The 14,457-nt window shown below is 33.3% G+C and carries 15 protein-coding genes; 6 read left to right on the forward strand and 9 right to left on the reverse strand.

Annotated elements, in window-relative coordinates; all coding sequences use genetic code 11:
- Positions 1 to 153 precede the first annotated feature (153 nt).
- Positions 154 to 693: a hypothetical protein gene (locus AC1Q8L_RS03045; RefSeq protein WP_000458540.1), complete on the forward strand. Its 540-nt coding sequence runs from the start codon at positions 154 to 156 to the stop codon at positions 691 to 693.
- 51 nt (positions 694 to 744) lie between these two features.
- Here the strand turns inward: AC1Q8L_RS03045 and AC1Q8L_RS03050 are convergent, their stop codons facing one another.
- Positions 745 to 2,385, reverse strand: coding sequence for a multicopper oxidase family protein (locus AC1Q8L_RS03050; RefSeq protein WP_000820042.1), 1,641 nt, complete (start codon positions 2,383 to 2,385; stop codon positions 745 to 747).
- A 362-nt stretch (positions 2,386 to 2,747) separates the two neighbouring features.
- On the opposite strand from AC1Q8L_RS03050, the gene AC1Q8L_RS03055 reads away from it, so the two are divergent.
- Positions 2,748 to 3,383 (forward strand): pentapeptide repeat-containing protein, encoded by a 636-nt coding sequence (locus AC1Q8L_RS03055; protein ID WP_000687268.1) that lies wholly within the window; start codon positions 2,748 to 2,750, stop codon positions 3,381 to 3,383.
- A 94-nt stretch (positions 3,384 to 3,477) separates the two neighbouring features.
- On the opposite strand, the gene AC1Q8L_RS03060 is transcribed toward AC1Q8L_RS03055, so the two are convergent.
- On the reverse strand, positions 3,478 to 4,761 hold the full coding sequence (locus tag AC1Q8L_RS03060; protein WP_000842978.1) for an aminopeptidase P family protein: 1,284 nt from the start codon (positions 4,759 to 4,761) through the stop codon (positions 3,478 to 3,480).
- A 221-nt stretch (positions 4,762 to 4,982) separates the two neighbouring features.
- Here AC1Q8L_RS03060 and AC1Q8L_RS03065 point away from each other — a divergent pair, with 221 nt between their 5' ends.
- Together AC1Q8L_RS03065 and AC1Q8L_RS03070 are read left to right on the forward strand one after the other, a co-directional pair.
- Entirely contained in the window at positions 4,983 to 5,966 is a 984-nt protein-coding gene (locus AC1Q8L_RS03065; RefSeq protein WP_000683841.1) for a F510_1955 family glycosylhydrolase, read from the forward strand.
- A gap of 15 nt (positions 5,967 to 5,981) precedes the next feature.
- Positions 5,982 to 6,698 carry an urease accessory protein UreH domain-containing protein gene (locus tag AC1Q8L_RS03070; protein ID WP_219993459.1) on the forward strand — a complete coding sequence of 239 codons (717 nt, stop codon included), beginning with the start codon at positions 5,982 to 5,984 and terminating at the stop codon, positions 6,696 to 6,698.
- Positions 6,699 to 6,752: 54 nt separating this feature from the next.
- Here AC1Q8L_RS03070 and AC1Q8L_RS03075 read toward each other — a convergent pair whose 3' ends face one another.
- Positions 6,753 to 7,625, reverse strand: coding sequence for a LysR family transcriptional regulator (locus tag AC1Q8L_RS03075; RefSeq protein WP_001100327.1), 873 nt, complete (start codon positions 7,623 to 7,625; stop codon positions 6,753 to 6,755).
- Between the two features lie 143 nt (positions 7,626 to 7,768).
- Here AC1Q8L_RS03075 and AC1Q8L_RS03080 point away from each other — a divergent pair, with 143 nt between their 5' ends.
- Positions 7,769 to 8,476 (forward strand): alpha/beta fold hydrolase, encoded by a 708-nt coding sequence (locus AC1Q8L_RS03080; protein ID WP_000109165.1) that lies wholly within the window; start codon positions 7,769 to 7,771, stop codon positions 8,474 to 8,476.
- 72 nt (positions 8,477 to 8,548) lie between these two features.
- On the opposite strand, the gene AC1Q8L_RS03085 is transcribed toward AC1Q8L_RS03080, so the two are convergent.
- Entirely contained in the window at positions 8,549 to 9,463 is a 915-nt protein-coding gene (locus AC1Q8L_RS03085) for a membrane protein (protein WP_000994722.1), read from the reverse strand.
- A gap of 247 nt (positions 9,464 to 9,710) precedes the next feature.
- On the opposite strand from AC1Q8L_RS03085, the gene AC1Q8L_RS03090 reads away from it, so the two are divergent.
- Complete coding sequence (locus tag AC1Q8L_RS03090; protein WP_001179618.1) at positions 9,711 to 9,941, forward strand: DUF896 domain-containing protein; 231 nt, start codon at positions 9,711 to 9,713, stop codon at positions 9,939 to 9,941.
- A gap of 47 nt (positions 9,942 to 9,988) precedes the next feature.
- Here AC1Q8L_RS03090 and AC1Q8L_RS03095 read toward each other — a convergent pair whose 3' ends face one another.
- The 5 genes from AC1Q8L_RS03095 to deoC all read right to left on the reverse strand — a co-directional run bounded on the left by AC1Q8L_RS03095 (position 9,989) and on the right by deoC (position 14,395).
- Positions 9,989 to 10,468, reverse strand: coding sequence for a CcdC family protein (locus AC1Q8L_RS03095; protein WP_000561069.1), 480 nt, complete (start codon positions 10,466 to 10,468; stop codon positions 9,989 to 9,991).
- A 207-nt stretch (positions 10,469 to 10,675) separates the two neighbouring features.
- Positions 10,676 to 11,071 carry a cytidine deaminase gene (locus AC1Q8L_RS03100; RefSeq protein WP_000358533.1) on the reverse strand — a complete coding sequence of 132 codons (396 nt, stop codon included), beginning with the start codon at positions 11,069 to 11,071 and terminating at the stop codon, positions 10,676 to 10,678.
- A 33-nt stretch (positions 11,072 to 11,104) separates the two neighbouring features.
- Positions 11,105 to 12,406 carry a pyrimidine-nucleoside phosphorylase gene (locus AC1Q8L_RS03105; protein WP_002093946.1) on the reverse strand — a complete coding sequence of 434 codons (1,302 nt, stop codon included), beginning with the start codon at positions 12,404 to 12,406 and terminating at the stop codon, positions 11,105 to 11,107.
- Positions 12,407 to 12,442: 36 nt separating this feature from the next.
- Entirely contained in the window at positions 12,443 to 13,624 is a 1,182-nt protein-coding gene (locus AC1Q8L_RS03110; protein ID WP_000876188.1) for a NupC/NupG family nucleoside CNT transporter, read from the reverse strand.
- A gap of 99 nt (positions 13,625 to 13,723) precedes the next feature.
- Positions 13,724 to 14,395 (reverse strand): deoxyribose-phosphate aldolase, encoded by a 672-nt coding sequence (gene deoC / locus AC1Q8L_RS03115; RefSeq protein ID WP_001017440.1) that lies wholly within the window; start codon positions 14,393 to 14,395, stop codon positions 13,724 to 13,726.
- Between the last annotated feature and the right edge of the window lie 62 nt (positions 14,396 to 14,457).

Here is a 14,457-nt window from a genome sequence, read left to right on the forward strand (position 1 = left end):
CATGCTTATAATTAAAAAAGACGCCCTAAAAAATCAAGCGTTCCTTTGCTTACATCTATGAAATTGTGCAGATAATATGCAGATATTAATAAGCATAAGTACCCTCCATATAAACATATGATGAAATGAACGATAGGACAAGGAGGTATCATAATGTTTGCTTATACGTTAACTACCTTAACACTTTGCTGTACCTCGATTCTTATTACATCCTATATTTCTAAACGTAAGGGTACCCTAATGGAGTATATGGTATTTATTATGTCTTTTAGTATGAGTATCGGTTTAAGTATTGGTTTTTACTTAGGCATTCTCTTTAAGGGGGAATTACTATATTCTACTTTGCTTGCTATTTTAATTAGTGGTTTTATCGGTTTCTTAATCGGTCTACGTTTTCACCTATATACTGCTTTAGAAGGAATGTTCTCTGGATTAATGGCAAGTATGATGGGAGCAATGATTACAGAAATGTTAAACGCTCAACAAGCTCATAGTATATTGTTCATTAGCCTTTTACTTACTATAACGATTACTATGTTCTGTGTGATTCAATTATTATCGGAGAACTTTTCTACTTTTATCCAACAGCGTTTTTTGTTATTACTTTCAATTAGTGTAGTAATTATCGTTGCCGTATTCGCGACATTTCCAAATCATACTCCTTCACCTGGGCATAATCAACATATACATTAGTACTTGCAACAAAAATGAATAAGCAGCTATCCATAGGATAACTGCTTCCTATTATTCTGGCTTATTAGGAATGTTTTGGTTTGGAACATAGTCAGATTTATAATCTGTATAGTTCACTTCCGTTACCATCCCTGCTGAAGCATGGTGTAAATCGTGACAGTGGAACATCCACTCACCCGGATTGTCTGCTACAAAGGCTACTTCATATTCTTCACCCGGTTTTAAGTTCAATGTATCTTTTACAATTGGAGAACCTTCTATCGGTTTTCCATCTTTACTCAACACCTGGAAAAAGTGTCCGTGTAAATGCATTGGGTGATCATCCATTTTAGAACGATTTACCAATCTCACTTTTACTAAATCACCCTTTTTCACTTGAATTGGGTCAATATCCGGAAATACCTTTCCGTTAATTGTATATACCATTTCATTTCCATTCATTTGCGTATTTAAGTCCATATTATATGTGGCAGTATACTCTTGATTTAACGTGAAACTACCTAATTTTTTAGTACCATATTTCATTATATCTACTTTCGGTAATTTTTCTTTTTCGTCTGTTTTATCTTTCATCTCTTTGCTGCCATCATACTCAATAACAGCTTTCATTCCTTTTGCACCTTTATTTTTTGAATGGTCTTCAACATACCATTTCCCAGGATTATTAGCAGTAAATTCAATATCATAACGTTCACCCGGTGCGATTGAAATTACTTTATCCTTTATAACTTTTGGATCGTTTATTGGTTGACCATCTGTCGCAATTACTTTTATATCATGACCGTGAACATGTATATCATGTGATAGATAACCAGCATTAACGAGTCGAAGACGAACTTTATCTCCCTTATTCACTTTCAATGGCACTACTAAATCACCGCTTTTTCCATTGATTGTGAATAAATCATACATACTCATATCATGACCTTCCATCTTCATATTTCCATGGTCCATTCCTGTCATATTGCCAGAGTCTTTTTGATCACTGCCCATGTCCATACCGGAATGATCCATGCCGTTCTTATCGTCATTCTTTTTCGTATTTTCATCACCTTTAGATTTATTACCTATTTGCCCTTTTGTCATTTCTTTTAACTGCTTTTTAATTTCTTCTTTATCTGTAACCCATTCATCCAACATTAATGTGTAATCTTTATCATATTTTTCCTTTGTATCTTCTACAATGAGCGCTCCATACAAACCTCTATCTAATTGATTTACAGAATCTTGATGCGAGTGATACCAGTACGTTCCTGGTACGTTCGCTTCAAATTCGTAAGTGAAACTTTTTCCTGGTTCAACTGCATCTTGTGTCACGCCTGGAATTCCATCCATGTTATTTGGGACAGGATATCCATGCCAATGAATGGATACTGGTACAGATAATTCATTTTTTAATGTCACTTTCACCTTTTTACCTTTTTTCACCCGAATTTCTGGACCAGGAGATGAGCCATTAAATGTCCAGACTGGAACAATAACACCGTTACTTAATTTTTGCTTTTCTTCTTTCGCTATTAAAGTAACTTCTGGTCCTTTTTCAACCTTCAATGGTGTTGTAGCTGTTTCAGTCTGTAGTGTTTTTTTATCATTCATATTTTTATGATCATTTGTTGTATTTGTCGTCACAGAACAGGCAGCAATTAAAAATATTACAGAGACTGTAATGGCTACTAATACAAATCGCTTCATGGAAAATCCCTCCTTTTTCTTTTTCAAAATCATTATAGAAGTTGATTTTCAAGAAAATAAGGAGATGTAATTAAATCTTACGTAAGCTAATTGGAAGATTACTAAAAGCGGAGACATTACAAGAGGCGAATATTTTAGAAATACAAAATGCTTTCCTTGTAGCGACTATATTAGCCGTTCTCGTATTTGTTTTGACGTTATTTCTTAAGAAACAATAACACTGCTATTATTAAATAAGAAAAATGTAGCTAAAATGCTCTTCACAAAAGAACTTAGATTTTTGTATAATAAGAACTAATGTTCTTTACAGACAATGGACTCAAATTACACAAATATATCAAATAGAAGAGGATTGATATACGATGAAAATTGATAGACCAAAAATTTCACCAGAGTTATCTTCAAAGAATTTTCAAGATATTTTTTATGAAGAAGATCCAACATTAGAAGTGTGTGAAATTATAGACTCCACTTTCGAAAATGAATCTGTAGATAGAGTGCGATTGTATGATGCAGTGATAAAGAATTGTAAATTCACTAATACAGACTTTAGCAATATTGATATTACAGATGTTTGTTTTGAAAACTGCGATTTATCAAATGTTAATTTAAGCAATTCTTCTGTTCATAGAGTCGAATTTAAAAACAGTAAATTAATCGGGGTTAATTTTGCAGAATCTAGCTTAGGAAATGTTAAATTTGAGAATTCAATTTTGAATTTAGCAGCATTTGGGAATTCTAAACTAGAAAAAATTATATTTAATGAAACTTCATTAAATAATGCAGATTTTTTTGACTGTAAACTTAAAAAAGTTGAATTCCAATTATGTAGTCTTGATGAAGCTAATTTTGATCAGACATCACTGAAGGGGATAGATATTAGTTCTTCTACCTTTGATACACTTACAGTTTCAGTGAACGATTTAAGAGGATGTAAAGTATCAACATATCAAGCTGTTCAGTTTGCTACTTTATTAGGATTAATAATTAAAGATTAGTATTTCGAAGAAAAGAACCCTATCCCGAATCATGGATTTTTTAATTGTCCACGATTCGAGATAAAGTTCAAATAAATTAGTGATGACTCTTTTATTATTTAACTACAGCTTGGTTTCCTTTTACATGTTCATTATTTACACTCATAAATTCTTCAATTTCTTCAACTTCTCTAATGATATCTTTTGACAAGTTTTCATACCCGTCTTTCGTTACAAGAATGTCATCTTCAATACGAATTCCAATTGATTCTTCTTCAATATAAAGACCAGGTTCAATTGTTATAACCATACCTTCTTCTAACATTCTATCTTTATATGTTCCTACATCATGTGTATCTAAACCAAGGAAATGGCTGACACCATGATAATAGTATTTTGATAACTCTTCATCTTCTTGAATTAAACCAATTGCTTTACACTCTTCTGCCAGTACCTTTTTTGTATGCTCATTTAATGCAGCGAACTTTAATCCCGGCTTAATAATCTCTGTTGTTTCTTTTAATGCTTTTAATACAATATTATAAATTTGTTTTTGACGACTAGAGAATATTCCATTTGCCGGGAATGTATAACTAATATCAGCGTTATAGTAGTCTTTTTGAGCACCTAAATCTAGCAATACTAAATCACCATTTTGAATTTGTGCATCATTATCTTCATAATGAAGAACTGTAGCATTTTTACCACTTGCCAAAATTGTATTGAACGCATGATGCTTAATGCCAGATGATTTCAGTGTAAAATCAAATTGAGCTTCTAATTCATACTCCATCATGTCTGCTTTTGCATGCTTAAGTACGTTGTAAATACCGTCTTTCGTTATAGCAATCGCTTCTTTAATAATTTCAATTTCTTCCTCGGTTTTAAAAACTCGTAATTCACAAATGTTCGGATATACATTACCAATTGTTACATGTGGGTATTGTTCTCTTACATGTTTAGCAAACGCTAATGTTTTTGTCTCCGTACCATTCCACTCACGACGTTCTATATCTAAATATAGATGCTTCGCATTTTCTGTAAAGAGTATATTTGATACTGCTTTTTCAAAGCTATCTAAATATAAAACTTTCTTTATACCTGAAATTCCCTCTGCTTCTTCGCTAGAAACTGTCTTCCCAACCCATTTTTCCATTACTGGATCTGATTTTTCAATGAAAAGTGTCTCTTCTACACTATTCCCAAACTTTTTCAGCATAAAAATAACATTTGGTTCATCGATTCCCGTTAAGTAGTAAAAATTACGATTCGGTACAAATTTATAATGTGCATCAGCTGACATATGCGGTGCTTGTCCCGCAAATAAAATCGTAACGGATTCATCAGGTAATGTTTTCGTTAGTCTTTCTCTATTTTGAGCAAAAAATGTTGATTTCATAATAATCCCCCTAGTGTTCTATGTATGCTTGTGAAACTAATCATCAATACAATTCATTCTATTATTGTTATAATTTTTCGTCAATTAATTATACTCATAGCAAAAGGAGAATTTTCATTACTAGGGCCCCTTCCACGCTAAATTATGCATATCACTCCACAATTTCTTGATATTTATTCCATATACTTAAAATCTCATGTATAGGAAAGGGGTCTACAAATTTGAAACATTATGTAGCAACAGGTTTAGCAATTACTTCTTTATTAATAATTTCTGGATGTTCTAGCAACTTCGAAACAGCACCAGTGAAGAACGAAACGGCGCAATCTCAACCAAAAAATACAGAAACAGCAAATACGAGTCCGCAAGACTTCTATAAAGAAATTACATCTGGAAAAATCGAGCACATTCACGGAATTGGTTATGCAGGAAATATGTCTGGGATTTCTATCGCCACTCATAGCGGGATAAAAGTTTATCAAAATGGAAAATGGTTTAAAACTAAGACTGAGCTACATGATTATATGGGATTTCAGGCAACGAAGAACGGATTCTTTGCCAGTGGTCACCCTGAACCAGGTGCAAATTTAAAAAATCCTTTAGGATTATTGAAAAGTTCTGATGGCGGTAATACCCTTGAAAAGCTAGCGTTTTATGGAGAATCCGATTTTCATAACCTTGCTGTCGGATATAATACGGAAGCAATTTATTTATACAACGAACGCCCTAATTCTAAATTACAACAAGGTTTTTATTTCAGTACGAACAACGGACAAGAATGGAAAAATAGTAAGTTAAAAGGTCTTTCAAGTACGATTCATTCCTTTTCAGTACATCCGAATCAATCTAGTGTAGTCGCGGTAAGTGCTAAAGACGGTGTTTACTTATCTACAGATTACGGAAATACATTTGAACTATTCGCTAAATCACTTGAATCGACCGCAATTACATTAAGTAATGAAGATGTTATTTACGCCCCTATTAATAAGCAAATCGTAACGAAGAAATCAATTGCTACAAATGAAGAAACAAACATACAAATTCCACCTTTAGATTCTAAAGATGCAATTATGTATATTTCACAAAACCCTCAAAATTCAGCCGAAATCGTATTTGCTACAATGAAATCAAATGTATTCCTCTCTACAGATGAGGGTAATACGTGGAAGCAGATTGCTAATGAAGGAACATTCCAATTTAAGTAGAAGGGTGAATATAACGTGTTTTCAACAATAAGTGAATGGAGCTATCAACTCATGTCTCCTTTAATGGATGCCGCGAATGCTACGAAATCTGTACCTCTTTTATTTTCGTTTTTATTAGGCATAGTAGGTACCCTTGCTCCTTGCCAATTAACAGGAAACATTAGTGCTATTACACTTTATAGCAACCAATCTTTACAAAAGGGACATGTATGGAAACATATACTTTTATTCATTTTAGGAAAAATAATGGCTTTTACGACGCTTGGACTATTAGTATGGTTTTTAGGAAAAGAGATTCAGCAAATATTGACTTTGTATTTTCCATGGTTACGAAAAATGATGGGACCCCTATTAATTTTAATGGGGCTACTGTTGTCAGGTATTATAAAAAGAAGATATTTCTTCTCGATTAAATTTATACGAAATCAAAATGAAGTTGGTTCATTTTTACTCGGATTCTTCTTTTCCTTAGCTTTTTGTCCGACTATGTTCGTTCTATTTTTTGGAACGTTAATCCCTTTATCTTTATCATTTAATTACGGGTACTTGTTTCCAACGTTCTTTTCGATAGGAACTGCGCTTCCTATCGTCGTATTAATGTCCTTCATCTCCTATCTGGGATTAAACGGGGCATTACTAAAGAAGAGTAGGAAAATAGGAAATAGCATTCAGCGTATAGCTGGTTTTCTCCTTATTTTAATCGGATTTTATGATACTGCTCTTTATTGGTAATACATACAAAAGATAAGCTCTAGTGAAATGAGCTTATCTTTTGTAATATTATATTCATTTTTTCTTTTGCTGTAGTTGAGCTAATAAATTCTTAACAAACGCGAGAAACAGCGGGTCATTCTCTTTTTTAGGTGACCATTGCATAATAAGTTGTCGTGGAATTGTAATTTCTATCGGCTGTACAATGAAGTCATGAATAATTTGCTTATGTAGTCCTGATAACGGAACGATTGTTATGCCATTAACTTGTATAGTAAGTGCTAATGCTGAACTAATTGATTCTGACTCCATCACTTTATTAACTGTTATTTCATTTTTCATCAAATACGGTTCGAGCACTTCTTTGCAACCAGAAAGTGGCATAATAAAAGGATAATTTTTTATATCATTAATAGTAAGGTTAGGCAGAACTTTTTTTGAAGAAACCATAACATACGGATCTTCACCAATGACATCATAATGAAATCCTTGTATTAAATTTTCTTTTATAGAAATAGAAAAATCTGCACTACCTGATGATAGCCAATCTAACACTTCTTGATAGCTTCCTTCTCGAACTGCAAGTACATATTGACTATGATCAATATTCCCTAGTTGAATACACTCCGCCAAACAATATACAGTAACGGAAGGATACGTAGCTAGTACAATTTTATACAAGCTTTTATTCTTCAACTGGAAAGCTGTTTCCTCAAGTTTTTCATACTCCATTAGAAGTCGATTCACACCAACTAAAAATTCTTTGCCATTTTCAGTTAGAATCGTTCCTTGTCTAGAGCGATCAAATAACGTTATAGCATATCGTTTCTCTAATTTGTTAATAATATGGGTTATTGCTGGCTGTGTCATATGTAATTCCTTTGCTGCCAGACTAATACTATTTAAACGAGCCACATATGTAAAGACTTTAAAATCAAAAACATTCATTCTGTTCTCCTTATATAAAATATATTTATATCATCTATAAATAACCTTCATTATATTTATGAAACCACTTCATTTACACTGAGTATACATCATCAATATTACAAATAGATGAAACTTATATACCCTAGAGGAGTGTTGATTAAATGAGTACTTACATTTTAGTACATGGAGCATGGCAAGGTGAATGGGCATGGGAATTAGTAAAACCTCAACTAGAGGCTTTAGGTCACACTGTTATTACACTAGACTTACCTGGAAGTGGGAAAGATACAACTCCTTCACAAAATATAACGTTAGATTCCTATGTTGATGCAGTAACAGCTAATATAAATCAACAAAATGAAAAGGTTATTCTTGTTGGACATAGTATGGGTGGAATCGTTATTACTCAAACTGCTGAACTTATACCAAATAAAATCGATAAATTAGTATATCTTTGTGCTTTCTTACCACGAAATGGAGAAAGTCTTGGTAGTAAATTAGACGGAGAAGATGGCCCGCAATTCACTATAAATGAAAATGACTTGACTGCTGAACTTATACCTAATCTAATTGAACAAACATTTTTAAATGCTACAGAAGACGGTTCTATTAAAGAAGCATCTTTTAATCAAATGCGTCCTCAACCATTAGGACCCTTCCAACAAGAGCTGAAAATATCTGAAGAAAACTTTGGAGCCATAGATCGCATTTATATTGAAACGACTCTAGATAGAGCGATTCCAATTGATTTTCAGCGCCGAATGAATACAGAAACACCTTGCAAGAAAATTATTACTTTAGAAGCTGATCATTCTCCATTTTTCTCTAAAGCATCGGAACTTGTTCATTACTTAAATGAATTAAACTAAATTTTTCATAAAATAAATAGACACTCACAGGTGTCTATTTATTTTACTAATTAAAAGCTATCTTTACTCTATCTACATTGCCATGCCCTTTTGCTTCATCTCCCACTTTTTATACAGTAGTACTGCACCAAATAAAAATACTCCCGCAACAAATGAAGCTACTGGTAACATCTTTATCATTCCATCTGGAAATACGAGCGGCAATAATGGAAATGCATACACTGCTAGAATACGTACACCAGCAATTTTTAATAAAATAAGCATTAATATCATATTTAATAAAGTGACTACAATCCATGAATCAATCGCAAAGTACAATATTGTTCCAACAGTTGCAGATGTAGTTAATACTACTATTTGTTTAAAAGCCATTTTTTCATTGTACATCGGCTTTTGAAGTGATTCATATACAACAACTAATATTGGTGGAATAACTGCTAATTGTTCATAACCAGTTATCCAACATAAACTAATCCATACGAAATTTAGTATGAGAAATACAGTCATATATTTATACTGTATTTGCACTTTTCGCTTAATACCGTTATTCAATTTAAATATAAGAACACCAACCATTAAAATAAATGTTAAAGCGAATACCGCGATAACAAATGACCATTCCGTCGCATTTGTTACTAATGGTAATAAACCTGTCGCAATAGATGGTGCTAAATTGGATTGAATTACACGTAAAAAAAGCATCATGAATACAAGCGTTAAACTTACTTTCCCTAAATAAGCAATATCCATTTGATTCACCATAAAACCAATCACAGCTGTTATTGAAGGTGCAATGAAGATTTTTTCTGGTTGCCTTAACCATCCTGGCTCACGATACGCCCATAAAGCAATTGCCATCGCTGCTATTTCCGGCAGAATAACTTCCGGATCATTTAATAACACACCCGCTGTTACCATGGCTAAAATAAATAAAATAGCAATCGTATATGAGATGATTGTTTCTTTCTTTGAAATTACTGCATTCATTATTACATACTCCTTTGTGCTCATTTCTTTCATAATGTAAAACAACTAATTTTATACCCTACTACGGTATTGTATATTAACGTCTTTTCTATTTCAAGTATCATTAAGTTATTCACATCCTTTTTCACTCCATGCTCTTACAAAAAAGAAATTTTTATAGACGTTGACACTTAATGAAAGATAGGTTAAAATAACTATACATTAGTAAGTAACTAATGTAATTAATTCTAACTAGAGGTGAAAACAAATGCAAAACATTTTATTCCGTATTAATGAATTATCAAAAAAAGAAAGAACATCTGGATTAACAGTTGATGAAAAACAAGAACAACAAATGTTACGTCAAAACTATACAGAAACATTTCGTGGAAGCCTAGATTCCATTTTATTAAATACAAAAATTGTTGATTCGAATGGTCTTAACGTTACACCAGTTGCATTACAAGATGCTCAAATACGTTTAAAATTAAGCAAATGAGTTCCGCGCTAAAGAATTTCAATAAAACATAAACAGAGCTGGATTTCCTATATAGAAATTCCAGCTCTGTTTATTGTCTTTTCTAATTTAGTAAACGAGCGATACATCGCAATTCTCCACGACACAATCATCGCAAATGCTAGTAAGAAAAACATGCCGCTTAACTCTGCCAAATCAATTGATTGGCTTAAATATGACTTTAATGCCACGCGTACAGCTAATAAGCCTACTAAAATGAATATGAATGCTTTAGACGGTTTCATAAATATATGTTCGCCTTTTATTTCGAACTTAGTTGTTTTAATAAGAAAAATAGAGAAAATAATCCCTATACTAATTGCCTCGACTATTTCTAACGATGTTAATCGAAAATCTGGTAAAAAGTACATCATCGCGCCTGTACTCATAAAAATTGGTGGTAATATAATTTTCTTTTTCGTTACCGGCTTTTTCGCTGCTTTAAAACGTAGAAACATTACCCCAACAGCCATACAAACCGCTATGACACTTGATAAAAGTGCTATCATACTTTCCACTCCTATCTATTTAAATGACTTTTTTAGCAAAATCATAAACCAATAAGTAACTACATGCCGCATTATAGAATTTCTTCATTATATTCCTCCTGCTGTAAACTTTCCATATTCGCTGCAATCATTTTACGCAAAGTTTATGAACGGAATATGAACAAAAAAGCCATTCTGCAATTAATAATTGCAAAATGGCTTTTTAACTTATTTTAAATCGTCAATTGTGAAAGCACCTGGAAGTAATTGCTCAACAGTCACTTCTTTTTCATCACCTTTTACATTCGTTAGTAATACAGGCATTTTCGGATCACAGAATTCAGCAATTACTTGTCTACACGCACCACATGGTGAAATCGGTCCATCAGTTTCTCCTGTAATAACTAAGTAACTAAAATCGCGCTCCCCTTCTGATACCGCTTTAAATATTGCTGTTCTTTCTGCACAGTTACATAAACCATAAGAAGCATTTTCTATATTACAACCAGTATAGATTTTCCCTTCTTTCGTAACTAACGCTGCGCCAACAGGAAATTTAGAATACGGAATATACGCTTTCGATAACATCTTGTTTGCTTCTTCAATATATTTTTTCTTATCCATATTATTTCCCCCTCAAAGTAAATGAAATGATCATTAGTCAGTAATAACTGTATGAACTAATTTAGGAGCCACTGCTGTTTCAGCGATAGAGATGTTCTCATAAATTTTTGCTTTTACATCTTCTACATTTTCACGATTTGCGTAGATTGTTACGAACGGCTCGCCTTCTTTTACTGCATCGCCAACTTTTTTACGTAACATTAATCCTACTGCTAAATCGATTTCATCTTCCTTCGTTGCACGACCTGCACCAAGTAACATAGCTGCAATACCAATCTCATCTGCAACAATGTTAGAAATAACACCTGAAGTTTTTGCAGGTACATCAATTACATACTTCGCTTGTGGCATTTTTTCTGGATTGTCTACAATTGAGCTATCTCCGCCTTGATTGCTTAAGAACTCTTTAAATTTCGCAGTTGCTTTTCCGTTTTTCATCACTTCAATTAGCATTTCACGAGCTTCTTCTAACGTATTTGCTTTTTTCGCAAGTACGACCATTTGACTTCCTAATACAAGTACTAATTCTGTTAAATCTTCTGGACCTTCACCTTTTAACGTATCAATCGCTTCTTTCACTTCTAGAGCATTACCAATCGCAAATCCAAGAGGTTGTGACATATCTGAAATAACTGCCATTGTTTGACGTCCTACGTTATTTCCGATACGTACCATTGCATGTGCTAATTCTTTTGCATCTTCTTCTGTTTTCATAAATGCACCAGCACCTGTTTTTACATCAAGTACGATTGCGTCAGCACCAGCTGCAATTTTTTTACTCATAATTGAACTTGCGATTAAAGGAATTGAGTTAACAGTTCCTGTTACGTCGCGTAATGCATAAATCTTTTTATCTGCAGGTGTTAAGTTTCCTGTTTGTCCAATAACAGCTACTTTGTCACGGTTTACAATATCAATGAATTGTTCTTTCGTAATTTCAACGTGGAATCCTTCTACCGCTTCTAATTTATCAATTGTTCCGCCTGTATGTCCTAAACCACGACCAGACATTTTTGCTACTGGTACATCTAAAGCAGCTACTAACGGTCCTAATACTAATGTTGTTGTATCACCAACACCGCCAGTTGAATGTTTGTCTACTTTAATTCCTTCAATTGCTGATAAGTCGATCGTTTCTCCAGACTCAACCATCGCCATCGTTAAATCTGCACGTTCGCGATCTGTCATATCTTTAAAGAAGATTGCCATTGCAAGCGCACTCACTTGATAATCAGGAATACTTCCGTCTGTATATCCATTAATAAAGAATTTGATTTCTTCAGTCGTTAATTCTTTGCCGTCACGTTTTTTTGCAATAATATCTACCATTCTCATTACAATCACCATTCCTTTTTATATTATATAAATCTATTAAAATAATAAGCCAACGATTGTTGCTGATAAGAAACTTACTAATGTTGCACCGAATAGTAATTTCAAACCAAATCTTGCGACTACATTCCCTTGCTTTTCATTTAAGCTCTTAACTGCCCCTGCAATAATCCCAATTGAAGAGAAGTTTGCAAATGAAACTAAGAATACAGAGATAATCGCTGTCGTTCTATCTGAGAAATTAAAGTTTCCTTGTGCTAAATCTGTCATAGCGACAAATTCATTTGATACTAATTTTGTTGCCATAATATTTCCGGCATTAACTGCTTCATGCCAAGGTACACCCATAATAAATGCAAATGGTGCAAATGCATAACCAAGAATTTCTTGGAATGAAATACCGATTACACCTTTAAATACTGCATTAATGAATGCGATAAGAGCAACGAAACCGACTAACATAGCTGCTACTGTAATCGCAACTTTAAATCCATCAATAATGTATTCCCCTAATACTTCAAAGAAGGTCTTCTTCTCTTCTTCTTGTACTTCTAACATATCTTCTTCCTCAGTAACTTCATATGGGTTAATGATAGAAGCAATGATGAAACCACCGAATAAGTTAAGCACTAAAGCGGTTACAACATATTGTGGTTTTAATAACACCATATATGATCCAACGATAGACATAGAAACTGTAGACATTGCTGATGCACATAATGTATACATTCTTTTCTCTGGCAATAACCCTAGTTGTTTCTTAACTGAAATAAATACTTCAGATTGTCCTAAAATCGCAGATGCAACAGCGTTATATGATTCTAGTTTCCCCATTCCATTTACTTTACTTAATGCTAGACCGATAGATTTTACAATAATAGGTAATACTTTAATATGTTGCAAAATACCTATTAAGGCTGATATAAATACGATTGGCATTAATACACTTAAAAAGAACGAAAACTCTTTTTGATTTACTAATCCACCAAATACGAAATTCACACCGTCAGCGGCATATTTTAATAGCTCTCCAAAACCATCTGCTATTCCGCTAATTAATATATTCCCTACACTTGTATTTAATAATAGAAACCCCAAAATGAATTGTAATATAACCATCGTTATGATTGGACGATATTTGACTTTCTTTCTATCATTACTAGCAAGCCAAGCGATACCTAAAATCAATACGAGGCCAAAAACACCGATTAAGTATTTCATAAGCCGTTTCCTCCCATTCGTATCCGCTTACATTTTTTTCAATTATTAAAGCAATAGATATACTTTAAACGTATATCTATTGCTTTAAGCTTTTATCGATTAGTAGTTATCTGTAGCACCTTTTGCATCATTTAATACGATTGCAACACTAGCACTTGCTCCAACGCGAGAAGCTCCAGCAGCTACCATTTTGTCTGCATCTTCACGTGTACGAACACCGCCAGATGCTTTTACACCAACGTTTGGTCCTACTGTTTTACGCATTAATGCGATATCTTCAGCAGTTGCTCCGCCAGTTGAGAATCCAGTTGAAGTTTTTACGAAATCAGCACCAGCTTTTACTGATAATTCACAAGCACGTACTTTCTCTTCATCTGTTAATAGGCAAGTTTCAATGATTACTTTTACAAGAGCTTTTCCTTTTGCTGCTTGTACTACTTCATAAATGTCTTTTTCAACAAATTCGTTATCACCATCTTTTAAAGCGCCTACGTTGATTACCATATCAACTTCAGTTGCACCTTTTGCGATAGCATCTTTTGTTTCAAATGCTTTTGTTTCAGTAGTGCTTGCTCCTAATGGGAAACCGATTACAGTACAAACGTCTACATCATGTCCAGCTAGTTCATCAGCCGCTAATTTTACCCATGTTGGGTTAATACAAACAGAAGCGAATTTATATTCCTTTGCTTCTTCGATTACTTTCATAACATCTTCTTTAGTAGTATTAGCTTTTAAAATTGTATGGTCAATTAACTTTGCAATGTTCATTATCTTCACTCCTCATATCTTTTAACAACTTCATTCTAACTCTTAGTTGAACAAATGTAAAT

The organism is Bacillus sp. GW823-FHT06A11 (assembly GCF_058795355.1).